Origin of the sequence: Nonomuraea sp. NPDC049152, from assembly GCF_040648355.1 — a bacterium.
GTDB lineage: Bacteria > Actinomycetota > Actinomycetes > Streptosporangiales > Streptosporangiaceae > Nonomuraea.
Genome location: NZ_JBEZDO010000015.1, coordinates 156,630 through 180,028 on the forward strand (window position 1 = coordinate 156,630; position 23,399 = coordinate 180,028).

The following is a 23,399-nucleotide window of genomic DNA, read 5'->3' on the forward strand; positions in this document are numbered from 1 at the left end:
AGATGGCGACCACCGACCATGGCGTCGCGGGTGTCGCGGGTGTCGGGCAGGGGCTTCAGCGTTTCATGGCGCCGTCGGCTATGGTGTCGGCCGCGTGGCCGATGGCCATGCCGACGATCTCCAGCCGCCGGACCAGTTCGCGCTCTTTCATCGCCTCAGCCGTCAACTCACCCGAGAAGATCCGGGCGATCTCATACTGGTACATACGCCGGATGGCTCCCCCCGCCTTCTTCGCCTCCAGCGCGTCCTGGACCACCGCCGAGGGCCGGGACGCGAGGTCGCACACCGCGCGCTCCAACGCCTCGATACCGACGATCACCTGGTCCAGCAGTGGAGCGAACCTGATCTGATCCGGCACCCTGTACAGATGCGACTCCCGCACGAAGTCGCGCAACGAGTCGAGCACGTCGTCGATCGAGCGGGACAGGCGGAACAGGTCCTCCCTGTCGATGGGAGTGACCAGCGCGTTCCTCAGCTCCTCGACGAGGCGGGCGCGTTCGGTGTCGCCGAGGTGCTCGATGGAGCGCATCTGCTCGTGCGCGCCGGTTCTGCCCACCTCGCCGCCGATCATCGCCATGGCCAGCCAGGCGCCTTGCTTGGTCGCCTCCAGCTGTCCGACGAGCGCCTCGGTCAGCGCGCCGTCCATCCTGCCCGCCAGCAGGTCGCGAATCCGACTCAACCGCTTCATGCCACCTCCGCCCCCTTCCACCACATTCTCACCAGCGCTTCCCGGCCCCTGGGCCTGCTGCGCTCGCACCGGCGCTTCAGGACCACGTCCGTGCTGCGAACCTTCCGAGTCGCGCGCCTTCCGAGTCGCGAACCTTCTGTGCTCGCCAACGTGGTGCCCGGCTGCTCCTGCGCTCGTGTGTCGGGCGTCTTGGTCATGGGTCTGCTTCTCGCCGCTGCGTGCTTCAGCGTCGCACTCTGCCTTCGGCGGGCTTCTGATCTCTCGTACGCTCCATCTAGTGCTTCGGCGCATTGGGTGCTCAGGCGGCGGGAATCGCCTCCTCCTCATCCGATCGCCCGTACGGCGAAGGCGGTAAATCCGGCCAGGAGTCCGGCGACCGGCAGGGTGAGGACCCAGGCCAAGACGATCTTGACGGCCGCGTACCACCGCACTCTGCCGCTGCCCTGTGCGACTCCGGCTCCGATGAGTCCTCCGGCGATCGACTGGGTCATGCTCACCGGCATCCCCGCCGCCGCGCACGCGATCACCGTGACCCCTGATCCGAGCTCCGCAGCCACCCCGTGCAGGGGGCGGGAGACGATGATCTCGCGGCTGAGGGTACGGCCCGCCCTGGGCATGCCGTACACGGTGCCGAGGCCGAACAGCAGTGCGGCCCCGAACGTGACGGACGGCCCCGACGTGCCCAAGGCGATCAGGAAAACGCCCAGCATCTTCTGCCCGTCGTTGGCCGCATAGGCGATGCACTGGAGGAGGAAGCCTACCCAGTGCCAGGTCCGTAGCCCCTTGCTGGTGGTCACGGCGACGAGCAGGCGGATGGCGGCCCAGGCGGCGAGCGCTCCGGCGAACGGGGCGATCAGCCCGACAGCGAGTACCAGCACCACCGAACTCGCCGACACGTGGAGTCCGGCGCCGAGGCCGGCGCCGGTCAGGCCGCCGACGGTGGCGAGGGTCAGGCTCGTGGGACGACCGTAGTAGCTGAGGACCATGACGATCGCGATCGCGGACAGCACGGCGATGATCATGGCGTGGGTGGCGTCCGGGCCTTGGAAGGTGGCGAGGCGGGTGACGAACGTCAGCGCGACCTGTTGCGAAACCAGTGGCACCAGGCCGGTCAGCAGGACCAGGGTGAGGACGCCGACGATGGGTCTGACTGTGGGGAGTTTGAGGCCTGTGGCCAGCAGGGCGCCGCCATCGTTCATTCCCGACACGATGGCGAACAGGCAGGCGACCAACACCTCCACAGGCATGCGCTCCACCCAATCCGACCTGCTAGGGGGGCACAAGCCTGTAATCCGTGATGCCGGATATAGCCGGGGTAATGGTCTCGGTCTCGACACCTCTTGGTTGATAGCTTCCCGTTTTCCGGCGGGCCCGTTCGGTGAAGGGGCCATGTCCGGGGTGGCGGGGCGGCGGAGGTGGACGCTGGAGTGGCGGCGGTGTCTTGCGGTTTGGGGGGCGAGACGGCGGTGAGGTCGGGCGAAGGAGATGCCGCAGTTCCTCCTGCGGTGGCGGGTGAGGTGTCGGGCGCGGGCCGGGGTGGTCGTTGGAGTGGCGCTGGGATGTTGGGCGGAGGGGTGTCCAGAATCGTCCCCCTATGGGCCCCATAGTGAAATCCGGCCTGGTCGGGCTGTGGGGGCCGCGACTAGCGTCCATAACGCCCGATATCTCCAGAAGATCGAGTGGATGATGGACGAAGAGCTCATTCTGCTGAATCCCGGACCAGCCTGTACCTCCCAGCGGGTCAAGGACGCCCTGCTGCGCGGAGACCTGTGCCACCGCGAGCCGGAGTTCACGGATCTGCTGTTCAGGATCCGCGAGGCGCTGCCCCGCTGCCTGAACCTCGGCGGCACCCACGAGGCCATCCTGGTGACGGGTTCGGGAACCGCCGCGATGGAGATGGCGGTGATCAGCTCCGTCCGCGAAGGCCGCGGCGTGCTGGTCGTGAACAACGGCGTGTACGGCGACCGCATGATCAAGATCGCTCGGGCGCACGGCATCGCCGTCCATGAGGTCAGGAGCGACTGGACCGTGCCCGCCGACCCCGAGGCGGTGCGAGACGCCCTCGCCGAGCACGACGACATCGACGCGGTCATCTGCGTTCACCACGAGACCACGACGGGCCTGATCAACCCGATCAAGGAGATCGGCGAGATCGTCGCCGGTTCCGGCGCGCTGTTCGTGATCGACGCGATCTCCGGCACCGCGATCGAGGATCAGGATCTCGCGGAGGTGCGGGTCGACGTGGTCTGCGGGACCGCGAACAAGGGTCTGCACGGCCTGCCGGGCATGGCCTTCATCCTGTGCAGCCCGGCGTCGATCGCTCGCGTCCAGGAGGTTCCCGAGCGCAGCCTCTACCTCAACGCGGCCGCCTATCTGAAGAGCGACGTGCCGTTCACGCCTGCCGTCCAGGTCTGTTACGCCCTGGACGAGGCGATCGAGGAGTACGAGGCGCAGGGCGGGTTCGCGGCGCGGACGAAGCTGTACCGGGAGCGGGCGGCGCTGGTGCGCGGGCAGTTCGAGCGGCTGGGCCTGAGGGTTCTCGTTGATGAACGTTTCAGGTCCAATACCGTGACGATGCTTCATCTGCCGGACGGCGTGACGTACCAGTCGCTTCACGATGAGCTCAAGAAGCGTGGCTACGTTATCTACGCCGGTCAGGGCCGACTGTCGAACGACTTCTTCCGTATCTGCACGATGGGGGAGATCCCCTGGGACCGGCTTGAGCAGCTCGAAGGGACGCTCGGCGCGGCGATCGAGGCAGCAAGGGGTTAACGGGCATGCAGCTCAACCTGCACCGACTGTGGATCTTCATGACGGTGGTGGAGTGCGGTGGCTTCTCGGCCGCGGCGCAGAAGCTCTACCTCAGCCAGCCGTCGGTGTCGCACCAGGTCAGGCAGCTGGAGCAGGCCTTGCGTGCCACGCTGATCGACCGCAGCGGCGCGCGGATCAGGCTCACCCCCGAGGGTGAGGTCATGCTGGAGTACGCCAAGCGCGTGTTCCTGCTGGCCGACGAGGCCGTGGCCGCCATCAGGCAGGTCTCGGGCCTGCAGACGGGCAAGCTGGTCGCGGGCGGCACCACCACGGTCGGCACCTACCTGCTGCCGCCGCTGCTGGCCGCCTTCCGCGACCGCCATCCCGGCATCGAGATCGGCATCCAGGTCGGCAACGGCCAGCAGGTCGAGCGCGGACTCGTGGACGGCGAGATAGGCGTCGCCGTACTCGCGGGGCAGCCGTCGGCCCCGCAGCTGGTCAGCGAGCCGATCCTGGAGGACAGGCTCGTCGTGATCACCGAGCCGGGCCATGTCCTGTCCCGCAGCGGTACGGCGGAGCCCGCGGCGCTGGCGGAGGAGCTCTTCCTCATCCGCGAGCCCGGCTCCTCCACCCGTGAGCTGCAGGAACAGGCGATGGAGACGTGGGGCCTCGACAAGAGGACCGAGATCTGGGGCCCCGAGACGATCAAGCAGGCGGTCGCCGCGGGGCTCGGCGTCTCGCTGGTGTCGGAACACTGCGTGGAGCAGGAGCTCGCCGACGGGCGACTGGCGGCGGTGGAGGTCACTCCCGCGCCCAGGCCCCGCCCGATCGTGCTGGCCCACCGCCGCGACCGGCTGCTGGGCCCCGCCGAACAGGCTTTCATCACCATGCTGCGCACGGTGCGCACATGGCCCAGGTTGAGGAGCGTTTCTTGAGGAGCCGGGCGCAGGTCGTCGTCATCGGCGGTGGCATCGTCGGCTGCAGCGTGGCCTACCACCTGGCCGAACTGGGCTGGAGTGACGTCGTCGTCCTGGAGCAGGGCCAGCTGTCGTGCGGTACCACCTGGCACGCGGCGGGCCTGGTCGGGCAGCTGCGCAGCACCGAGAGCATGACCAGGCTGATCCAGTACAGCACCGACCTGTACGCCCGGCTGGAGAAGGAGACGGGCTTCGGGACCGGCTGGAAGCAGTGCGGAAGCGTCAGCGTCGCCCGCACTCCCGAGCGGATGACCCAGCTCAGGAGGACGGCCGCGCAGGCCCGCGCCTACGGGATCACCGCCGAGGTCATCACCGCGGCGGAGGCGGGCGAGCTGTGGCCGGTCATGCGCACCGACGACCTGGTCGGCGGCGTGTGGCTGCCAGGGGACGGCAAGGCGAACCCCTCCGACCTCACCCAGGCCCTCGCCCGCGGCGCGCAGCGTCGCGGCGTGGAGGTCGTCGAGCGCGTCAGGGTCACCGGCACCGTCGTCAAGGACGGGCGGGTGCGCGGCGTGGAGACCTCCGAGGGCTTCATCGAGTGCGAGGTCCTGGTCAACTGCGCGGGACAGTGGGCCAAGGAACTGGGCCGTCAGGCGGGCGTGACCGTGCCGCTGCACTCGGCCGAGCACTTCTACGTGGTCACCGAGCAGATCGCGGGCGTGCGGCCGGACCTTCCCGTGATGCGGGACCCCGACGGCTACGCCTACTTCAAGGAGGAGGTGGGCGGTCTCGTCGTCGGCGGGTTCGAGCCGGACGCCAAGCCGTGGGGCATGGACGGCATCCCGCGTCCCTTCGAGTTCCAGCTCCTGGACGAGGACTGGGACCAGTTCTCGATCATCATGGAGAACGCGATCCGGCGGGTGCCCGCCCTGGAGAGCACCGGCATCCGCATGTTCTACAACGGCCCCGAGAGCTTCACCCCCGACAACATGTTCCTGCTCGGCGAGGCGCCCGAGGTGCGCGGCTACTTCGTCGCCGCCGGGTTCAACTCGGCGGGCATCGCGTCGGCGGGCGGCGCGGGACTGGCGCTGGCCGAGTGGATCGTGAACGGCCAGCCGACCGCCGACCTGTGGCCCGCCGACCTGCGCAGGTTCGCGCCTTGGGCGGGCAACGACACGTGGCTGCGCGACAGGGTCACCGAGACGCTCGGACTGCACTACGCCATGGCGTGGCCCAACCGCGAGCCGCAGACCGCCCGCCCGCTGCGCCGCTCGCCCGTCCATCACCTGCTGGCCGCGTCGGGCGCCTGCTTCGGGTCCAAGATGGGCTGGGAGCGGGTCAACTACTTCGGCCCTGCCGCGCCGTACACCTTCGAGCGGCCGGGGTGGCAGGAGACGGTCGACGCGGAGATCGACGCCTGCAGGAGCGGAGCGGCGCTGTTCGACCAGACCTCGTTCTCCAAGTTCACGCTGAAGGGGCCGGAGGCGTGCGCGGCGCTGCAGTGGCTGTGCACGGCGGACGTCGACGTGGAGGTCGGGCGGGTCGTCTACACGGGCATGCTCAACGACAGGGGCGGATACGAGAGCGACCTGACGGTGACCAGGGTGGCGCGGGACGAATACCTCATCGTCACCGGCTCGGCACAGACCACGCGCGACTTCGACCACCTCTCCAAGGGGATAGGCGAGCACAGGGCGGTCCTCGTGGACGTCACCAGCGCTTACGCCGTCTTCGGCCTCATGGGCCCCGAATCCCGAAATATCCTGCAAAAGGTGTCGAAGGCGGTGCTCGGGGAGTTCGGCACCTCGCAGCTCATCGACCTCGGCCACGCCACGGTCAGGGCCAGCCGCGTCACCTACGTCGGCGAGCTGGGCTGGGAGCTCTACGTCTCCACCGAGTTCGCGGTCACCGTCTACGAGACGCTGCTGGCCACGGGGGTCACCCAGGCCGGCTACTACGCCATCGAGGCCATGCGGCTGGAGAAGGGCTACAGGGCGTGGGGCCGCGAGCTCGGCCCCGAGATCACGCCCGCCGCGGCCGGACTGCTGTTCACCTGCAAGAAGACCGCGCCCTTCCGCGGCATGGACCGGATCCACGACTCCCGCGGGACGATCGTGTCGATCACCACCGACGCCCACCTGTGGGGAGGTGAATCCCTGCTCGCGGACGGCGAGCCCGTCGGCCACGTCACCTCCGCCGCCCACAGCCCCACGATCGGCAAGACCGTGGCGCTCGGCTTCGTGAAGGACGGCACGCTGTCGATGGCCGAGGTGGACTGCGCGGGAGAGAGGTACTCTGCCCAGATCAGCCGCAAGGCGCCCTACGATCCCACCTCCGCGAGAGTCAGAATATGAACGCCGAGTACGTCCTGACGTTGTCCTGCCCCGACCGCCCCGGCGTGGTCGCCGCCGTCTCCGGCCTGCTCGCGCGCAGCGGCTGCAACATCACCGAGAGCCAGCAGTTCGGCGACCAGAACGCCGAACGGTTCTTCATGCGGGTGCAGTTCAGGGCACCCCTGCCGCACGACGAGCTCGCCGCCGCCTTCGCCACGCTGGCCCCTGAGTTCGGCATGGAGTTCAAGCTGCGCGACCTGTCGGTCAAGCCGCGGGTGCTCATCATGGTCAGCAGGTTCGGCCACTGCCTCAACGACCTGCTCTATCGCGTCCGCTCGGGGCTGCTCGACATCGAGATCGTCGCCGTCGCCTCCAACCACCCCGACCTTCGGCCGCTCACGCAGTCGTACGGGATCGACTACCACCACCTGCCCGTCACCCCAGGCGCCAAGCCCAGGCAGGAGGCGGAGATCCTCGCGCTGATCGAGCACTACCAGGTGGAGCTGGTGGTGCTGGCCCGCTACATGCAGGTCCTGTCGAGCGAGCTGTGCGAGAAGCTGGCGGGCAGGGCGATCAACATCCACCACTCGTTCCTGCCGTCGTTCAAGGGCGCCAAGCCGTACCACCAGGCCCATGACCGCGGGGTGAAGCTGATCGGCGCGACCGCGCACTACGTCACCTCCGACCTGGACGAGGGGCCGATCATCGAGCAGGAGGTGGCGCGCGTCAACCACAGCCACTCGCCTGAGGACCTGGTGGCCATCGGCCGCGACGTGGAGTGCGTCGCGCTGGCGCGCGCCGTCAAGTGGCACGCCGAGCAGCGGGTGCTGCTCGACGGCCACAAGACCATCGTCTTCCCCCGCTGATCTCCGTTCCGTACGGCAAGGCGCCCCAAGGCCACCGTCCCTCACCGGTGGCCGCCCGTCCTCCACGCGTACTCCAGCAGGACTCCGGCCGGCCGTGCGGACGTGACAAGGATCAGGGGCGATACGTGCCGAAGAACCAGAGATTGCCCTCAGGGTCCTTGCACGCGTACTCCCTCGACCCGTAGGGCTGGTCCACCAGCTCCATGGTGACGACGGCCCCCGCGGCCACCGCCTTGTCGTGGTGCGCGTCGGGGTCGTCCACGGCGACGTAGATGCCGGGCCCGCCCGCCTTGCCTTCGCCGAGCATGATCATGTCGTCGCCCACGAGTATCTCGGCGTGGTTCTTGGCCACCTCGTGCGGGACGAACCCGAAGGCGGAGCTCAGGAACTCGGCCGCGGCGAGGACATCCTGGTAGCGGGCCAGCGCGAAAACGGTTCGTTTCATGAGTCCGAGTCTGCGCCCGCGACCGCCTGCCGTCTTGGACGAATCTGACCCGGTGTGGCGCCCGCCATCGCCCGGAACTCGCGGTTCATGTGCGGCTGGTCGTAGAAGCCGCACGCCGTCGCCACCTCCGCCAGGTCCGCGCCCGAGCGGAGCAGGCCCATCGCCCGGTCGAAGCGGAGCACCCTGGCCGACGCCTTCGGGGTCAGGCCCACGTGGTCGTGGAAGCGGGAGACGAGGTGGCGGTGGCTCCAGCCGAGCGAACCAGCCAGCCACGCCACGCTGACCGACCCCGACGACTCGACCAGCCGGTCCCAGGCCCACACCACGCGTGGGTCCGACGGGGGAGCGGGCATGATGCGGGCGGCGAGCAGCGACTCCGCGGCCGCCAGTCGGTCGTGCCACGAGGTGAGCTCGCCGAGCCTGGCGACCGTCGCGGGACCCCAGCCGGGCAGCAGGTCGTCGACAGGGACCACCAGGTTCGCCAGCTCGCTCATCGGGACGCCGAACAGGCGGCGCGCGCCGAACGGGGTGAGTATGACCTCCACGCCCTCGGTCGGCGCGGCCATCCTGGTCACCGTGTAGCGGTCGCCGAGGCCGCCGGTGAACGAGGTGAGCCGCGCGCCGCCGACCTCCATGGGCGCGCCGAACGCGAGGATGAGCACCACGCCCGGCATGGCCACCTCGGTGCGGGTCATGGGGTGGTCGTAGTGCTCCCTGTAGGCGCACAGCCTGGTCACGTAGGGGCGCAGGGCGGGGGAGGGCGTGCGCTCGGTCATGGTGAGGCCCTGCGCGTGCTGGCCGGCCGTCGTCGCGCCCATGACCTCGACGATACCGCCGCGGCTCCGGACGGCGACTCGGGAGGCGGCCCGGCGGTCGGCGGGAGGGACCGCGGCGGAGCGTGAACGGCGCTCCGCCGCGGGTCGCCCGGTCAGAGGCCGGTGTGCTTGGCCAGGAAGGTGAGCTGGTCGGCGGCCAGGTCGACCGTGCGGCTCACCGAGCGCGCCCCGTGTCCCACCTCGGTCTCGTTGCGCAGCACGATCGGCGCGTCGCCCGCCTGCGCCTGCTGCAGCGCCGCGCACATCTTCCACGCGTGCAGCGGGTGCACCCTCGTGTCGGACTGGAAGACCGTGAACAGCGTCGCCGGATACGACTCGCCCTCACGCACGTGATGGTACGGCGAGTACGCCCACAGCCAGGGGAACTGCGTGGGATCCTCCGCCGAGCCGTACTCCACGTTCCACGTCGCGCCGAGCCCGAACAGTTCGTAGCGGATCATGTCGAGCAGCGGCGCCGAGCAGGCGACGGCCGCGTAGAGGTCGGGCCGCTGGGTGAGGGCGGCGCCGACCAGCAGGCCGCCGTTGGAGCCGCCCGAGATGGCCAGCCGCGAGGAGGTGGTGACGCCGGTGTCGATCAGGTGCTCGGCGGCGGCGTGGAAGTCGTCGAAGACGTTCTGCTTGTTGGCGAGCATTCCCGCGCGGTGCCAGTCCTCGCCCTCCTCGCCGCCGCCGCGCAGGCCCGCGATCGCGTAGACGCCGCCCGCCTCGACCCAGGCCAGGACGGAGGCGGAGTAGCCGGGCGTCATGGAGATGCCGAAGCCGCCGTAGCCGTTCAGGATCGTCGGGCGCGGACCCTCGCGGTCGACGGGCTCGATCACCAGCATGTGGACGTCGGTGCCGTCCTTGGACTGGTAGACCACCTGTGAGGTCTTGACGGGAGGCACCTCGACCGCGCCGGGGGAGGCGGCCCACAGCGTGGTCTCTCCCGTGACGGCGTCGTAGCGCTGGATGGTCGGCGGCGTGGTGTTGTCGGTGTAGCCGAACCACGCCTCGTGGCCGCCCTCGGGCCGCTCGGAGATCCCGCCGATCGTGCCGAGGCCGGGCGTGGGCACCTCGCCGATCTTCTCGCCGGTCTCCAGGGAGTGGAGGCTGATCTCGCTGAGCGCGTGGCGGGTCCAGCCGACCAGCATGACCGGGCGCTCCAGGTCATCGAGGACGGCGAAGTCGGTCAGCACCGCCTCGGGGTCCTCGGGGATGAGGTCGGTCCAGACGGACGGGTCGGCGGGGTCGGCGACGCAGACCCTCGCGCGTGGCGCGTCGCGGTCGGTGTGGACGTAGACGCGCCCGTCACGCCCGAAGACCAGCCCGGTCTGCGCGTCGACGCCCTCCTGGACCACGGTCAGCTCGGGCCGCTCGGCGGGGGAGGAGGACAGGTCGGCGACCCACAGATCGTTGCGCGGCGCGGTGCCCTCGGAGGCGGAGATCTGCAGCCAGCGGCCGTCGCGGGAGACCGACACCCCGTAGTAGTTGGTCATCTTCATGCCGTCGCCGAAGATCATCACGTCGTCCTCCGTGGAGGCGCCGACGCGGTGCAGGTAGACGCGGCGGTGGAACTGCGACTCGCCCTCGGGCACCTCGGTGCTCGGCAGGCGGCGCACGTAGTAGAAGGCCTCGCCGCCCGGCAGCCACGCGATGGGCGAGTAGCGGCACCTGTCGATCGGGCCCTCGATCCTGGCCCCGGTCGTCACGTCGATGATGTAGAGCGAGGACTCCTCGTCGCCGCCGACCGAGATCTGGTACGCCAGCAGGCGCCCCTCCTTGTCGGGCTGCACGGCGTCGAGCGTGGTCAGCCCCGAGGGGTCGATGGCCATCGGGTCGATGAGCGCGCGCTCGGTGCCGTCGGCGTCCACGACGTAGTAGACGGCGTGCTCCTGGTCGGGGGTGCGGCGGGAGAAGAAATGACGCTCGCCTCGCCAGGCGGGAACACCCACCGAGCCGGACCGCAACAGCTCGGCGATCCGCTCCTTGAACCTTCGCGGCTCCACCTGGGCCCTGAAGAGCTCCTCCTGCGCCAGCAGCCAGCCCTTCACCTCCGGATCGTCCGGGTCCTCGAGCCATCGGTAGGGATCGGGCACGGGCGTGCCGTGCAGGTTCTCGACGATCTCGTCTCGGCGAGCGGCTGGGTACATGCCTGAACCCTACCGGGGACGCGTAAAGCCGAGGTCGAACGGGCATAAATGACATCGCGTGTCCCTATGGTCATCAGTAATGGGTGGCGGGGACATGCCGTAAACGCCAGACTTGGTGAAGGACGGTGCCGTGGTGACCATCCGTTGGACCGTCCGGCGGAGGTCCACGTGACGGAAGCGACCGGGTCCCAGGAGGGACCGCCAACAGGGGCCATGGCCCCTCTGATACCCGTGCGTCGGGGGGTGGCCCCCTGATGCGCCAAGTACTCCTGCTCAACGCCACCTACGAGCCACTGACCACGCTTTCACTGCACCGAGCCGTCGTGCTGGTGCTCAGGGAGAAGGCCGACGTCGTCCACCGTGACGGCAGGGGAGCGGTCCTGCGCTCCGCGACCTGCACGGTCGACGTCCCGTCGGTGATCAGGCTCCGCAGATATGTCCGCATCCCATACCGGTCCCGCATCCCCCTGACGCGTGCGGCGCTCATGCGTCGCGACGACTTCCGCTGCGCCTACTGCGGCCAGCGGGCCGAGACCATCGATCATGTCATCCCCCGCTCGCGGGGCGGCACGCACACGTGGGAGAACTGCGTCGCCTCCTGCATGCCGTGCAACCACAGGAAGGCTGACAAGTACCTGGAGGAACTGGGGTGGACCCTGCGCGTCGCCCCGGCGGTGCCACGGGGCGCCCATTGGCGGCTCATCGGCGCTCAACTCGTCGGCGACCCGCAGTGGGCGCCCTACCTGTCGGAGACGGCGGCCTAGCCCGCCGTTCTAACGTCGTGTGGCCTGCTCGGCGAGGGAGTTGATCCCGTAGAGCAGGCCACCGGCGAGGTCGCCGGCGCTGAAGGTGGTGGCCATCGACATCGCGGTCAGCCTGCATGCCCCGTCGGACAGCCGCCGCCTGGCGTTCTCGCCCGTGACGATCTCCAGCGCCCGGCCCGCCGCGTCGACGAAGATGAGCACCGCGTCGGGAGACTCCGCGCCCATGGCGGCGTGCAGCCGTTCGGCGAAGTGGCGCCTCCCGCCCACCGGAGTGCCGAGGAAGGTGCCGAAGCGCAGCCCGCTGCGCCGTTCGGCGGACTCGAGCGCCGTGCGGACGTCGTCGGCCTGGGCCGCGGTGAGAGCGCGCATGGCCTTCACCACCCCGCCGAGGCGCCGCCGAGCCGGCCGCCCGGCTCGGACTTCTCCGCCGCGCCCACCCAGTCGACCTCGGGCGCGGGCGCCCACGGCGCCCTGCGATCGGTCAGCACCAGCTCCGAGGTGCTGACCCCGTGCTCGCTGTGCTGGGGACCGCCCAGCCAGACGACGTCAGGGACGTCGTCCCTCACCGTCGCCTTGGCGGGCAGCAGGACCACCAGACTGATGAGGAGAAACAGCCCGAGCGAGGTTCCGATGAGGAAGCCGAGGATCTCCAGCGCGCCGTCCACACCATGACCGTAAACCCGCGGGGACGCCCCGGCCAGACCCCTCACCACACGGGCGGTCTCCGATCGCCCCAGAATCCGCCCCTAGCCGCCTCGACCTGCGCCGACAGCGAGATCAGCGTCCCCTCGCCGCCCACCCGCCCGGCCAGCATGACGCCGATCGGCAGGCCGTCGGCGTTCCAGTGCAGCGGAAGGTTGACGGCGGGCTGGCCGCTCACGTTGTAGATCGGCGGGAAGGGCGCGAAGCGCTTCATCCGCTCGAAGGTCTCCTCCGGGTCGCCTGCCTCCTCGAACCAGCCGACGGGGACGGGCGGCCGCGTGACCGTGGGCGTGAGCACCGCGTCGTAGGGGTCGGTCGCCATCAGCGCCATGCGCGTGGCCAACTGCAGCGACGACTGCGCCTGCAGGAACGTCGGAGCCGGTACGGCGAAGCCGCGCTCGCGCAGCCACGCCGTCAGCGGGCGCAGCAGGTCCTGCCGGTCGAGCGCGACGGGATGCATGCACGCGAAGGAGAACCACATCAGGACGAACTGCGGCACCAGGTCGGGACCGAACGGCGAGGCGATGTCGACGACCTCGTGCCCGAGCGCCTCCAGCGTCTTGCTCGCCTCCTCGTAGGCGGCGAGCACGTCGGCGTGAACCTCCGCGCCCTCCACGACGGGGGTGGCGTAGCGGGCGATCCGCAGGCGGCCCGGCTCCCGCGCCGCGCACTCGAGGAACGTCCCCTCGTGCGGAGGGGCGAGGTAGAGGTCGCCCGGGGTGTTGTGCGCCATCACGTCCAGCAGCGCCGCGGCGTCGGCGACGGTCCTGGCGATCGGCCCGTTGGTGGACAGCCCGGCCAGATCGGGGATGATCGGGGCGAAGCTGATGCGGCCCCTGGTCGGCTTGATGCCGAACAGCCCGCAGACCGAGGACGGGATCCTGATCGAGCCCGCGCCGTCGCTGCCCTGCGCCGCGGGCGCCAGCCCCGCGGCCACGGCCGCCGCCGCGCCCCCGCTCGACCCGCCCGCCGAGCGCGAGAGGTCCCACGGTGTACGGCTCGGCGGAGACACGGACGTCTCGGTGTAGCACGGCAGGCCGAACTCGGGCGTCGCGGTCTTGCCCAGCATGACGGTGCCGGCCTCACGCAGCCGCTCCACAACTGTGTCGTCGACGGGAGAGACGAAGTCGTCGTAGGTCGCCGAGCCGAACCTGATCGGCACATCCTTCACCAGGTTGAGATCCTTGATCGGGATGGGCACGCCGTACAGGGGGCCGTGGGGGTCGGTGAGTTCGCGCGCCTGCGCGAGCGCGCGTTCGCCCGTCACGGTGACGTAGGCGCCGACCTGCGGGTCGATCCGCTCGATGCGGTCGAGGTAGTGCTCGGTGATCTCAACTGGTGAGATTTCCCGGCGTCTGACGGCTTCCGCCTGCTCGAGAGCGGTGAGATCATGTATGTGCGCCACGAATCGCAGAGTAGGCAGAGTTGTCTAGAGAAGAAAAGATGTAGATACCCCGAATTGGGGCCCCAAACGCGGTGACGTGGGCCATAAAACTATGGACGCGCCAACAGTAGGCACCGGCGAGGGGCTCGGCTACCGTTTGTAGCGTGGACTCCGCTAAGCAGCGAGAAGACGGTAACACTACGTCACCGATCTGGGTGAGTGACAGGCCTGCCGAGGAAGAGGGCACCGCCGCCAAGCACTCCGCGCCCACGTCAACGTACGCGCCCGTCGAACGCGCTTCACTGCTCAGCCTGCTCCAACAGCCCAGGTACAGGCACCTGCGCACGCGCTTCCTGATCGCCGTCGCCGTCGGTGTCGTGGTGGGCTTCCTCGTCTCCGACGTGCGCGTGGGGATGAGCGCGGCCGTCCTCGCCGCGATCGCCGACACGATCTACCGCGCCAAGTCGCACTCGACGGTTCCCGCCTGGCGGCGTTCGTCGGTCGCCGAGCGGAAGACCGAGGCGCAGCTGAAGCGGTTGGAGCGCAGCGGCTACCGCACGCTCCACGCCAGGGCGATCCCGGGCAGTGAGGCGCAGATCGACCACCTGGTCATCGGCCCCACGGGCGTCTACGCGGTCGACTCCGAGAAATGGGACAAACGCCTGCCGGTGCGCGTGCAGATGGGCAAGAAGCTCTTCCACGGCCCCTTCGACATGAAACCGCGCCTCACCGAGGCCAAGTGGGAGGCGACGCAGGCCAGCGAGCTGATCAGCAAGGCCTACGGCCGCGAGGTCACCGTCGTGGCGTCGCTGGCGATCTACGGCCCGCCGGTCCCCTGGAAGATCATGACGATCCGCGACGTGGACGTCTACGAGGGCGGCAGGGCGCGCAAGTGGATCACCAAACGGGAGCGCGCGCTCACCGACGCCGAGATCGAGCGGCTGTACGAGATCGCCGCCCAGGTGCTTCCACCCCGCTACGGCGAGGCGTAACGGCACCACCGTCCCCAGTTCACTGAAGCCGCCGCACCCGGGTGCGGCGGCTTCCGCGTGCGCGGGCGCTGCCGTCCGGCTCGTGGACACGTTGTCTCAGCCACCGAGCGAGGGTCGTACCATGTGAAGACTCGCTAGTGATGGGAGATGCGCACATGCCCGCCCTCAGGTCTCGTACGGTCACGCACGGCAGGAACATGGTCGGCGCCCGGGCCCTGCTCCGGGCGACGGGCGTAGCCGGTGGCGACTTCGGCAAACCCATCATCGCGGTGGCCAACAGCTTCACCCAGTTCGTGCCGGGGCACGTGCACCTGCGCGAGGTCGGCGACCTGGTCGCCGGCGCGATCAGGGAGGCGGGGGCGATCCCGCGTGAGTTCAACACGATCGCCGTCGACGACGGCATCGCGATGGGCCACGGCGGCATGCTCTACTCCCTGCCCAGCCGCGAGCTGATCGCCGACGCGGTGGAGTACATGGTGAACGCGCACTGCGCCGACGCCCTGATCTGCATCTCCAACTGCGACAAGATCACCCCTGGCATGCTGCTGGCCGCCTTCAGGCTGAACATCCCGACGATCTTCGTCTCGGGTGGGCCGATGGAGGCGGGCAAGACGCCGGGGCGCAAACTCGACCTGGTCGACCCGATGATCGCCGCGGCCGATGACTCCGTCTCCGACGAAGAGCTCCTGGAGATGGAGGAGAACGCCTGCCCGACCTGCGGTTCGTGCTCGGGCATGTTCACCGCCAACTCCATGAACTGCCTGGCCGAGGCCATCGGGCTGGCGCTTCCCGGCAACGGCACGATCCTGGCCACGCACAAGGCGCGCAAGAAGCTGTTCGAGGACGCGGGCCGCCGCGTGGTCGACGTCACCAAGCGCTACTACGAGGACGACGACGAGTCGGTGCTGCCGCGCTCGATCGCCACCAAGGACTCCTTCGAGAACGCGATGGCGCTCGACGTGGCGATGGGCGGCTCGACCAACACGATCCTGCACATCCTGGCCGCCGCCCGGGAGGCGGAGGTCGACTTCGGGCTCAAGGAGATCAACGAGATCTCGCTGCGGGTACCGTGCCTGTGCAAGGTCGCGCCGGCCACGAACAAGTACCACATCGAGGACGTCCACCGCGCCGGCGGCATCCCCGGCATCCTGGGCCAGCTCGACAGGGCCGGCCTGCTCCACCGCGACGTGCACACCGTCAACGGCGGCACGCTCGGCGAGGTCATCGCCGCGTGGGACCCCGCCTCGGAGAGCGTGCTGCCCGAGGCCGTGGAGCTGTGGCACGCCGCGCCCGGCAACGTCCGCACGGTCAAGCCGTACTCGCAGGGCAACCGCTGGGACGACCTCGACCTCGACCGGGCCGAGGGCTGCATCCGCGACAGGGAGCACGCCTACAGCAAGGACGGCGGCCTGGCCATCCTCTACGGCAACATCTCGCGCGACGGCGCGGTGGTGAAGACCGCGGGCGTCGACGAGTCGATCTGGAAGTTCACCGGGCCCGCCGTGGTGTTCGAGTCGCAGGAGGATGCCGTCGAAGGCATCCTCGGCGGCAGGGTCAAGGAGGGCGACGTGGTCGTCATCCGCTACGAGGGCCCGAAGGGCGGCCCCGGCATGCAGGAGATGCTCTACCCGACCTCCTTCCTCAAGGGCAAGGGGCTCGGCAAGGCCTGCGCGTTGGTCACCGACGGGCGCTTCTCCGGCGGCACCTCGGGCCTGTCGATCGGCCACGCCTCGCCCGAGGCGGCCGAGGGCGGCACGATCGCGCTGGTCGAGGACGGCGACCTCATCGAGATCGACATCCCGAACCGGGTGCTGGAGCTGCGGGTGCCGGAGGCCGAGCTGGCTGAGCGGCGCGAGCGCCTCCTGGCCGACCTGGGCGGCTACCGGCCGCGCGAGCGCCAGCGGCCGGTGAGCGTGGCGCTGCAGGCCTACGCGGCGATGACGACCTCCGCCTCCACGGGCGCCTCGCGGGACCTGTCCCAGCTGTCCCGCTGATTCTGTTCCCGTACGGCCCGCGCCCCGCCGGGCGCGGGTCAGACGGTGACGAGGTCGCGGCTCGACCGCCTGGTCAGGCCGAGCGAGGCCAGCGCGAGCGCGGCCAGCGTGACCATGCCTACCGCCATCGCCACCGCGTCGCGGTCGCCGCCCAGTCCCACCAGGGGCGCCACGACGGCCGCCAGCGCGTGCTGCAGCGTGCCGAGCACGGCGGAGGCGGCGCCCGCCGCGTACGGCACGCGTCCGATGGCCAGCGCCGTCGCGTTGGCGAACACCAGCCCGAGGCTTGCCGAGAAGCCGGCGACCGTGACCAGCGCCACGGCAGGCGTCAGCCCGCCGGCGACCGTGACCACGGCCTGCGCGGCCGTCGTGACCAGCAGCCCGGCCAGGCCCGTCGCCAGCAGTTTCGCCGCGCTCACGCGGGCCGCCGGCGCGGCGTTCGCCGACGAGCCCAGGGTGACGATCACCGCGCCCCCACCGAAGACCAGCGACGCCTCGCCGACGCTCAGGCCCAGCACGTTCTGCAGCACGAACTGCGAGGCGGAGATGTAGCAGAACAGCGCGCCGAAGGCGAAGGTGAAGGTGAAGGCCAGCGTGTAGCCGAGGAAGCCCCTGTCGGCCAGCATCCGCCGCGCCGCCCGTAGCGTCCCTGCCACGCCTCCCGGCTGCCTGCGCGCCTTGGGCAGGCTCTCGGGTACGGCGAGCAGTACCCCGAGGAACGACACGGCGGTCAGGACGGTCAGCACGACGTACACGCCGCGCCAGCCGTACAGCTCGCTGATCAGGGCTCCGGCGGGGGAGCGACGATGGGGCCGATGCCGGTGAGCGCCATGAGGATGCCGAACAGCCTGGCCGCCGCCGCGCCGCTGACCAGGTCGGAGACGACGGCGCGGCTGATGACGACCCCCGCCGCGACATAGAGGAATGGCCGACGACCTCCTCGCCCAGGCGCGAACGTCAGCGCCACTGTGCGCTCGCTCGTGGGGCGCGACCTGGTCAGGCGCGAACCCGACCCCGCCGACCGCAGGTCCGTACGGCTGACGCCGACCGTCCACGCGCTGCACGGCATGGCGCTCATCGAGGAGGCGTGGGCCGAGATCTTCGCCGTCGCCCTGGCCGATCTCAGCCCCGCGCAGCGCGAGTCGTTCAGGGCGGCGATACCCGCGATGGGTGCGCTCGCCGAGGCGCTGAAATCGCGCCGATAGGCGCACACTCTTTCGAGAATTGTCGGTGCCGCGCCGTACTCTATGGGTATGACGACAGTCGTGAAGTCCCCCACGCGACCACTGACGTCCGCCGAGATCGCCGCCCTCGCCCTCTCCCTGGCGCACCTGGGAGCGGGCCCGCAGGCCGTCACCGCGCGCCGCGGCCTGCGCCACGCGTTCGAGCACCTGGAGCTCGACGACGACGTCATCGCCACCACTCTGGCGACGCTCACCGATCCGCTGCCCGTCGAGGTGGCCTCCAGGGCCAGGGTGATCGCCGAGGCGATCACCAGCAGGCTCGTGATCCGCATCCACTACCGAGACGCGGGGGGCAACGTCACGATCCGCGACGTCGACCCCGTGACCTGCCTGGTCCACCGCGAGTTCTGGTACCTGGTCGGCGTGTGCAGGATGCGCCGCGCGATCAGGGCGTTCAGGTTCGACCGCGTCATCGCGGTGGAGCCGACGCTGACTCCCGCTCGGCCCCACCTGGCCGATCGGTTCCTGCCGTTCCAGCGGAGGAAGGCCGCCTGATCCCGTAGGTGGCGTCCGTAGGATCGCCGTGATCACCGACTGCCCGATGTAGTCGGACGCGGCGATCCTGCCGGCCGGGCCGAATCGCCGCCCGCGCTCAGCACGGTCAGGATGCCGAACAGGCCGAACATGACCACGCCGACGATTGGCGCCGCACGGACGGCGCGGCGCCCGACACCTCAGGCGCAATACTGATGGATGCTTGACCTTCGATGGCCTTCATGCTTACCGGACGGCTGGCAGGCTCCGCTGCATGCGTCTTCGGGGGATCTCGCTCGTCGTGATACTGGCGATCGTCACAGGCGGCTGCGCGCACGCGGACGCCTCACTATCAGCGCCTGGACACCGGGTGGCGGCGCCTGAGCCCGTCGCCGCGGAAGGCGACCCGTCCGCGGACCTCGGCGGAGCCGCTCCCTCCACCGGCCTGCCCGCGGAGGTACGGCGGCGGCTGGACCGCGCGCTCGCCGCCTACCTCGACAGCCGTCCAGGGCGGTTCGCGGTGGCCGTCCACGACAGGACCACGAACGTCCGCTACGCCTTCCGCCAGAACGACCCGTTCATGCTGGCCAGCGTGGCGAAGGTGGACATCCTGTTCGCTCTGCTGCTGCAGGCCGAGCGCGAGGCGCGGGAGCTGACGGTGGAGGAGCGGCAGCACGCCGCCCTGATGATCAGGAACAGTGACAACACCAGCGCCCAGCACCTGTTCACCGCCATCGGCGGGCCGCAGGGGCTGAGCAAGGCCCTGCGGCGGCACGGCGTCACCCACACCGTGCCGGGCTACAGCTGGGGCGCGACCCTCAGCAGGCCGTCCGACCAGGTGGACGTGCTCGAGCGCCTGATCGACCCAGGCGGCCCGCTCACGGCCCGCCACCAGCGTTACGCGCTGGGGCTGCTGTCGTCGGTCGCCCCCGAGCAGGCGTGGGGCGTCAGCGCGGCGGCCCGTCACGGCCAGGTGGCGCTGAAGAACGGCTGGCTGCCCGTCCAGGCGCACAACGGTCTGTGGACCATCAACAGCGTCGGACGGCTCGCGCTGCCGGGCCACGAGCTCTTCCTCGCGGTGCTGTCCGAGCGCAACCCCGACATGGGGGCGGGCATCGAGACGGTCGAGCGGGTGGCCAGGCTGGCCGTCCGCGCGTTCACCGGCATCGAGCCGCCGCAGCAGGCGCGAGCCCTCTCCTCGGAACCTGCCTCCGCGGGCTAGGAGCAGCGCCCCGCAGCGGCGGTCACGAGCAGCAGCCGCCGCCGCAGCAGCCACCGCCACCGCCGCCCGAGGGCGCGGAGGCGTTGCCAGTCATGGCGACCGTGGACAGCAGCTTCACCGTGTCGGTGTGGCCCTCGGGGCAGGCCGCAGGGTCGCCGGAGGCCGACATCGGACGGGTCAGCTCGAAGGTGGAACCGCAGGCGCGGCACCGGAAGTCGTAACGCGGCATGGCACCTAGGGTACGGGTTCGAGCACGACGCGGGCATAGTCGGACACCGGCTCGTAGCCGATGCTCTGGTAGACGGCGTTGCTCGTGGGATTGTTCAGGTCGGTGAACAGCACCGCCATCGTGCAACGCTCCGTGAGCGCGACCTGGCTGGCGTAGGCGGTGACGGCAGCGCCGTACCCGCGGCGGCGGCTCGACGGCGGCGTGTACACGGGCCCGATCCTGCACATCCCCGCCGCCTCGGGTGAGATGCCCGCGAGCGAGACGGGCGCGTCCCCGTCCGCCCAGAGCATGATGTCGCCATGCGCGATGCGGCGCCGGACCACCTCGGCCAGGTCTCCGCCGGCGCTCTGGCTCACCTCGGCCGCGAAGGCGTCGAACCAGTTCATCACCAGCGGGAAGTCGCCCATGTCCGCACACCTGCCCTTGCCCGGCACGTCGGGCACGTCGAGGGCGCCGAGCCGGTAGAGGCGCTCGGGCCTGCGGCGTGCGGGGGTCGCGCCCGACGCGGCGACGAAGGCGTCGACCACGTCGACGGGCCCCGAGATCTCGGGTGTCTCGACGCCACGCACGCGCAACTCCTCGACCAGCGGCGGCACCGCGGCGAGCGGCATGCGGGCCAGGTAGAAGGGCCGGGGAGGGGTGCGGAAGACCGCGCCCTTGACCTCGCCGTCCTCGCTCCACCAGCCGAAGGAGGAGCCGTCGCCCGGCATGCCCGCGCGCAGCCCGGCCAGGACGGTGAGCGGCACGGTGTTGGCCGCTGGATCCGTTTCCAGGAAAGCCTCGGCGTGCTCGGCGAACTCCATGACATCAGGGGAGAAGGTCCACACGATCATGAATCATGCCAGATCGCCCTGCGCGACGAGCAGGTTCGCGACGTGGGCGCTGACATCACGCAGTAGCGTGGCGGGCTCCAGGTGCGTCCCCGCCACGGCGGAGACGAGCGTGGGCAGGCCGGGGATCGGGAAGCCGTCGTCGACCAGCGCCTTGGCGCCCACCTCGTTCTTGTCCAGCGCCAGCCTGCTGCGCTCCCACGCGTCGAGCACCTCTTCGGGAGAGGGAACGCCGAAGCCGTGGCCGACGGGGGCGGCGTGGCGCAGCCGTACCAGCGGGGTCTCCGCGAACGCCAGCGCGGTGCGGGCCCGCACGTGCAGGTCCTCGCGCGCCTCCGGATCGATCCAGTCCATCGCCGTGCACGGGTTGCGGCAGGTGGCCACGCACACGGCCAGCGCGCCCGCGACCTGGCTGTGCTGCCTGTCGAAGTAGGCGCGCCAGCCCTCGGGCGGCTCGCTCGCCACCCGCAGCGTGCGGTTGGTCGCCGACTGCTCCGACTTGGTGTGGTCGCACTCCCTGTCGCCGATCACGCCGAACCTGCTGCCCGGCGCGCTCAGCCCCTCCGGCCAGCGCGCGGGATCGCCCGCGTGACCCAGGTGCGGCTCGAACGCCAGCAGCGGCAGGTATTCGCTGGCGATGTGCACGGCGGCGATCATCGGGCTCAGCTCGCGCCGGAACCACCTGATCGCGATGACCTCCAGCAGCAGGCGGTAGGCGGGCCGCAGCGACTCCAGCGCGCCCCTCGGCTGCTCGCGCGGCGTCTGCGGCATGTGGCAGTCACGGGCCCTGCGCCGTAGATCGCTCGGTACGGCGGGCGCACCCACCGCGAAGTCCTCGGCGTCCAGCGAGAGCAACCGCTGGCCGAACTCGCAGACCTCGGCGATCTCCTCGGTCGGGGCCAGCGCGCCGAGATCGGCGAACGCGTATCGGTTGGCCAGCGCGACGAGCAGATCACGAGTCGTTTCCACGTGATCACTCTCTCATGTGTGTCCGATTCGTTCGTGGGAGGGCCCTGGGGCCCACGGCACCCACACAACACCAACCCCCCACCGGCCCCCACACCCACCCCCTCGAAAACCGTCAGCCTTCGGGTGCGCACCCGTGAATGGGTGGGGCCGTTCGAGATCGTGACGGCTAGGGGCAGGGGGCCTTGATGCATTGGACGTCGCCGCCAGGGCCCGTCTGCGGGTCGGGGGTGGGCGGGTCGACGGTCGGCTCGGTGGTCGGCTCCTGCTGCCCCGGCGGCGTCGTCGGCTCCTGGGAAGGCTGCGAGGTCGGCTCATGCGTCGGCTCATGGGTCGGCTCGGCAGGCGGCGTGACAGGGACGGTCGGCCTGGACGTGATCGGCGGGACGGTGGCCACCTGGTCGGGGCTGGCCATGGGCCTGGCCTTGCCGCCGACCGCAGGGGTGCGTCCCTGTTCCTGCTTGACCGGCACCCGCGCCTGGACCGTGTGTCCCCCTACCGGCAGCGGCACGGGCAGCTCCTGCTGGACGCCGCCGACCGGCGCGGGCTCCTGGAACCACGTCCAGCCGACGGCAGCGAGCGTCGCCACGAGGGCGGCCATGGTGGCGCCCGCCATCACCAGCGCCCGCCTGCGACCGCGGCGCGGCCTGTCGGCGGGCATCGTCACGGGCCCGGCGATCGGCTCCACGCCAGGCTCGCCCGCCTGCGGTCCGGCGCTGTCGGCAGAGGGGCCGAGCCGCTCGACGCCGGTCTCGCCGCCCGTCACAGGGCTGAGGTCGTCCATGGGGTGGGCGGCGGCGTGCCTGGCGGCCGCCGCCATGTCGGCCGCCGAGGCCCACCGCATGGCGGGATCCTTCTCCAGCGCCCAGGTCACCAGGGACCGCGGCCCCGCGGGAACGTCGTCGGGCAGCGGCGGCACGGCGGCCCTGAGGTGCTTGAAGATGATCTGGACGGGCGTCTCCCCGTCGAAGGGCAGCTCGCCGGTCAGGCACTGGTAGGCGACCACCCCGAGCGCGTAGACGTCGACGGCTGGCGTGATGTCGCCCCCCGAGGCCTGCTCGGGCGCGCAGTAGCCCGCCGAGCACAGGACGGTGCCCGTCACGGTCAGCTGGCCGCCCGACGCCGAGTGGGCGATGCCGAAGTCGGTGAGGGTGACGCTGCCGTCGGCCTTGATCATGAGGTTGGCCGGCTTGACGTCGCGGTGCACGATGCCGCGCTCGTGGGCGGCGGCCAGCGCGTCGGCCACCTCGGCGACCAGGCGCATCGTCTCCTCGGCCGTGAGCGCGGAACGGCGCAGCAGCCGGTCGAGCGACTCCCCGTCGACGAACTCCATCACCAGGAAGCTCACCCTGCGCCCGTCGCCGAGCTCGCAGGCGCCGCAGTCGTAGACGTCGACGATGCCGGGGTGGGTGAGCGTGGCCATCGCCCTGGCCTCGTTCTGGAAGCGCTGGGCGAAGCGCGGGTCCTCCATGAGCGCGGGGAGCAGGACCTTCACCGCGACCGTACGGCCGAGCACCGCGTCGTCGGCACGCCAGACCTCGCCCATGCCGCCACCACCCAGCCTGGAGGTGAGACGGTAGCGATCGTTGAGCGTGGTCCCCGAGTCGAGCACTCGTCGAGGCTAACACCGCAG

The 23,399-nt window shown here is 70.5% G+C and carries 24 protein-coding genes; 10 read left to right on the forward strand and 14 right to left on the reverse strand.

What is annotated here, in order from left to right; all coding sequences use genetic code 11:
• Positions 1-55: 55 nt before the first annotated feature.
• The gene (locus AB0B45_RS26670) at positions 56-688 is read right to left on the reverse strand and encodes a DUF47 family protein (RefSeq protein ID WP_358135553.1); all 633 of its coding nucleotides are present in this window, start codon (positions 686-688) and stop codon (positions 56-58) included.
• A gap of 323 nt (positions 689-1,011) precedes the next feature.
• Positions 1,012-1,935 (reverse strand): inorganic phosphate transporter, encoded by a 924-nt coding sequence (locus AB0B45_RS26675; RefSeq protein WP_358135556.1) that lies wholly within the window; start codon positions 1,933-1,935, stop codon positions 1,012-1,014.
• A gap of 238 nt (positions 1,936-2,173) precedes the next feature.
• On the opposite strand from AB0B45_RS26675, the gene AB0B45_RS26680 reads away from it, so the two are divergent.
• Genes AB0B45_RS26680 through purU form a run of 4 tightly spaced genes read left to right on the forward strand, consistent with a single transcriptional unit; the run spans position 2,174 to position 7,555 of the window.
• On the forward strand, positions 2,174-3,460 hold the full coding sequence (locus AB0B45_RS26680) for an alanine--glyoxylate aminotransferase family protein (RefSeq protein WP_358135558.1): 1,287 nt from the start codon (positions 2,174-2,176) through the stop codon (positions 3,458-3,460).
• Positions 3,461-3,465: 5 nt separating this feature from the next.
• Positions 3,466-4,374: a LysR family transcriptional regulator gene (locus tag AB0B45_RS26685; RefSeq protein WP_358135560.1), complete on the forward strand. Its 909-nt coding sequence runs from the start codon at positions 3,466-3,468 to the stop codon at positions 4,372-4,374.
• Positions 4,371-6,710 carry an FAD-dependent oxidoreductase gene (locus AB0B45_RS26690; RefSeq protein ID WP_358135563.1) on the forward strand — a complete coding sequence of 780 codons (2,340 nt, stop codon included), beginning with the start codon at positions 4,371-4,373 and terminating at the stop codon, positions 6,708-6,710. Before AB0B45_RS26685 ends, AB0B45_RS26690 begins: the two co-directional genes overlap by 4 nt.
• Positions 6,707-7,555 carry a formyltetrahydrofolate deformylase gene (gene purU, locus AB0B45_RS26695; RefSeq protein ID WP_358135566.1) on the forward strand — a complete coding sequence of 283 codons (849 nt, stop codon included), beginning with the start codon at positions 6,707-6,709 and terminating at the stop codon, positions 7,553-7,555. Before AB0B45_RS26690 ends, purU begins: the two co-directional genes overlap by 4 nt.
• A gap of 112 nt (positions 7,556-7,667) precedes the next feature.
• Here the strand turns inward: purU and AB0B45_RS26700 are convergent, their stop codons facing one another.
• The 3 genes from AB0B45_RS26700 to AB0B45_RS26710 all read right to left on the reverse strand — a co-directional run bounded on the left by AB0B45_RS26700 (position 7,668) and on the right by AB0B45_RS26710 (position 10,965).
• Entirely contained in the window at positions 7,668-8,000 is a 333-nt protein-coding gene (locus AB0B45_RS26700) for a VOC family protein (protein WP_358135568.1), read from the reverse strand.
• The gene (locus AB0B45_RS26705) at positions 7,997-8,818 is read right to left on the reverse strand and encodes an AraC family transcriptional regulator (protein ID WP_358135571.1); all 822 of its coding nucleotides are present in this window, start codon (positions 8,816-8,818) and stop codon (positions 7,997-7,999) included. Before AB0B45_RS26705 ends, AB0B45_RS26700 begins: the two co-directional genes overlap by 4 nt.
• Positions 8,819-8,928: 110 nt before the next feature.
• A complete protein-coding gene (locus AB0B45_RS26710) occupies positions 8,929-10,965 on the reverse strand; it encodes a prolyl oligopeptidase family serine peptidase (RefSeq protein WP_358135574.1) in 2,037 nt (678 codons plus the stop codon).
• A 254-nt stretch (positions 10,966-11,219) separates the two neighbouring features.
• Between AB0B45_RS26710 and AB0B45_RS26715 the strand changes: the two genes are divergently transcribed.
• A complete protein-coding gene (locus AB0B45_RS26715) occupies positions 11,220-11,729 on the forward strand; it encodes an HNH endonuclease (RefSeq protein WP_358135577.1) in 510 nt (169 codons plus the stop codon).
• 9 nt (positions 11,730-11,738) lie between these two features.
• Here the strand turns inward: AB0B45_RS26715 and AB0B45_RS26720 are convergent, their stop codons facing one another.
• From AB0B45_RS26720 to AB0B45_RS26730, 3 genes are read right to left on the reverse strand one after another with little or no spacing between them, the layout of a single operon-like run.
• The gene (locus AB0B45_RS26720; protein WP_358135580.1) at positions 11,739-12,098 is read right to left on the reverse strand and encodes a DUF5130 family protein; all 360 of its coding nucleotides are present in this window, start codon (positions 12,096-12,098) and stop codon (positions 11,739-11,741) included.
• 5 nt (positions 12,099-12,103) lie between these two features.
• Complete coding sequence (locus AB0B45_RS26725) at positions 12,104-12,394, reverse strand: hypothetical protein (RefSeq protein ID WP_358135583.1); 291 nt, start codon at positions 12,392-12,394, stop codon at positions 12,104-12,106.
• Between the two features lie 41 nt (positions 12,395-12,435).
• Entirely contained in the window at positions 12,436-13,836 is a 1,401-nt protein-coding gene (locus AB0B45_RS26730) for an amidase (protein ID WP_358135585.1), read from the reverse strand.
• A gap of 194 nt (positions 13,837-14,030) precedes the next feature.
• On the opposite strand from AB0B45_RS26730, the gene AB0B45_RS26735 reads away from it, so the two are divergent.
• Both AB0B45_RS26735 and ilvD read left to right on the forward strand, forming a co-directional pair.
• Positions 14,031-14,807 carry a nuclease-related domain-containing protein gene (locus AB0B45_RS26735; RefSeq protein WP_358135588.1) on the forward strand — a complete coding sequence of 259 codons (777 nt, stop codon included), beginning with the start codon at positions 14,031-14,033 and terminating at the stop codon, positions 14,805-14,807.
• 155 nt (positions 14,808-14,962) lie between these two features.
• Positions 14,963-16,801, forward strand: a complete 1,839-nt coding sequence (gene ilvD, locus AB0B45_RS26740; RefSeq protein WP_358135591.1) for a dihydroxy-acid dehydratase — start codon at positions 14,963-14,965, stop codon at positions 16,799-16,801.
• 38 nt (positions 16,802-16,839) lie between these two features.
• Here ilvD and AB0B45_RS26745 read toward each other — a convergent pair whose 3' ends face one another.
• Together AB0B45_RS26745 and AB0B45_RS26750 are read right to left on the reverse strand one after the other, a co-directional pair.
• Positions 16,840-17,556 (reverse strand): hypothetical protein, encoded by a 717-nt coding sequence (locus AB0B45_RS26745; RefSeq protein WP_358135593.1) that lies wholly within the window; start codon positions 17,554-17,556, stop codon positions 16,840-16,842.
• A gap of 26 nt (positions 17,557-17,582) precedes the next feature.
• The gene (locus tag AB0B45_RS26750) at positions 17,583-17,768 is read right to left on the reverse strand and encodes a hypothetical protein (RefSeq protein ID WP_358135595.1); all 186 of its coding nucleotides are present in this window, start codon (positions 17,766-17,768) and stop codon (positions 17,583-17,585) included.
• A gap of 1 nt (position 17,769) precedes the next feature.
• On the opposite strand from AB0B45_RS26750, the gene AB0B45_RS26755 reads away from it, so the two are divergent.
• From AB0B45_RS26755 to AB0B45_RS26765, 3 genes are all read left to right on the forward strand, one after another.
• The gene (locus tag AB0B45_RS26755; RefSeq protein ID WP_358135597.1) at positions 17,770-18,006 is read left to right on the forward strand and encodes a hypothetical protein; all 237 of its coding nucleotides are present in this window, start codon (positions 17,770-17,772) and stop codon (positions 18,004-18,006) included.
• Between the two features lie 48 nt (positions 18,007-18,054).
• Positions 18,055-18,540, forward strand: coding sequence for a WYL domain-containing protein (locus AB0B45_RS26760; RefSeq protein WP_358135599.1), 486 nt, complete (start codon positions 18,055-18,057; stop codon positions 18,538-18,540).
• 253 nt (positions 18,541-18,793) lie between these two features.
• Positions 18,794-19,741, forward strand: coding sequence for a serine hydrolase (locus tag AB0B45_RS26765; RefSeq protein WP_358135602.1), 948 nt, complete (start codon positions 18,794-18,796; stop codon positions 19,739-19,741).
• Positions 19,742-19,763: 22 nt separating this feature from the next.
• On the opposite strand, the gene AB0B45_RS26770 is transcribed toward AB0B45_RS26765, so the two are convergent.
• The 4 genes from AB0B45_RS26770 to AB0B45_RS26785 all read right to left on the reverse strand — a co-directional run bounded on the left by AB0B45_RS26770 (position 19,764) and on the right by AB0B45_RS26785 (position 23,378).
• Entirely contained in the window at positions 19,764-19,970 is a 207-nt protein-coding gene (locus tag AB0B45_RS26770) for a zinc ribbon domain-containing protein (RefSeq protein ID WP_358135605.1), read from the reverse strand.
• Positions 19,971-19,975: 5 nt separating this feature from the next.
• On the reverse strand, positions 19,976-20,803 hold the full coding sequence (locus AB0B45_RS26775) for a GNAT family N-acetyltransferase (protein WP_358135607.1): 828 nt from the start codon (positions 20,801-20,803) through the stop codon (positions 19,976-19,978).
• A 3-nt stretch (positions 20,804-20,806) separates the two neighbouring features.
• On the reverse strand, positions 20,807-21,769 hold the full coding sequence (locus AB0B45_RS26780; RefSeq protein ID WP_358135610.1) for a hypothetical protein: 963 nt from the start codon (positions 21,767-21,769) through the stop codon (positions 20,807-20,809).
• 166 nt (positions 21,770-21,935) lie between these two features.
• Positions 21,936-23,378: a protein kinase gene (locus AB0B45_RS26785; RefSeq protein ID WP_358135613.1), complete on the reverse strand. Its 1,443-nt coding sequence runs from the start codon at positions 23,376-23,378 to the stop codon at positions 21,936-21,938.
• Positions 23,379-23,399: the final 21 nt, after the last annotated feature.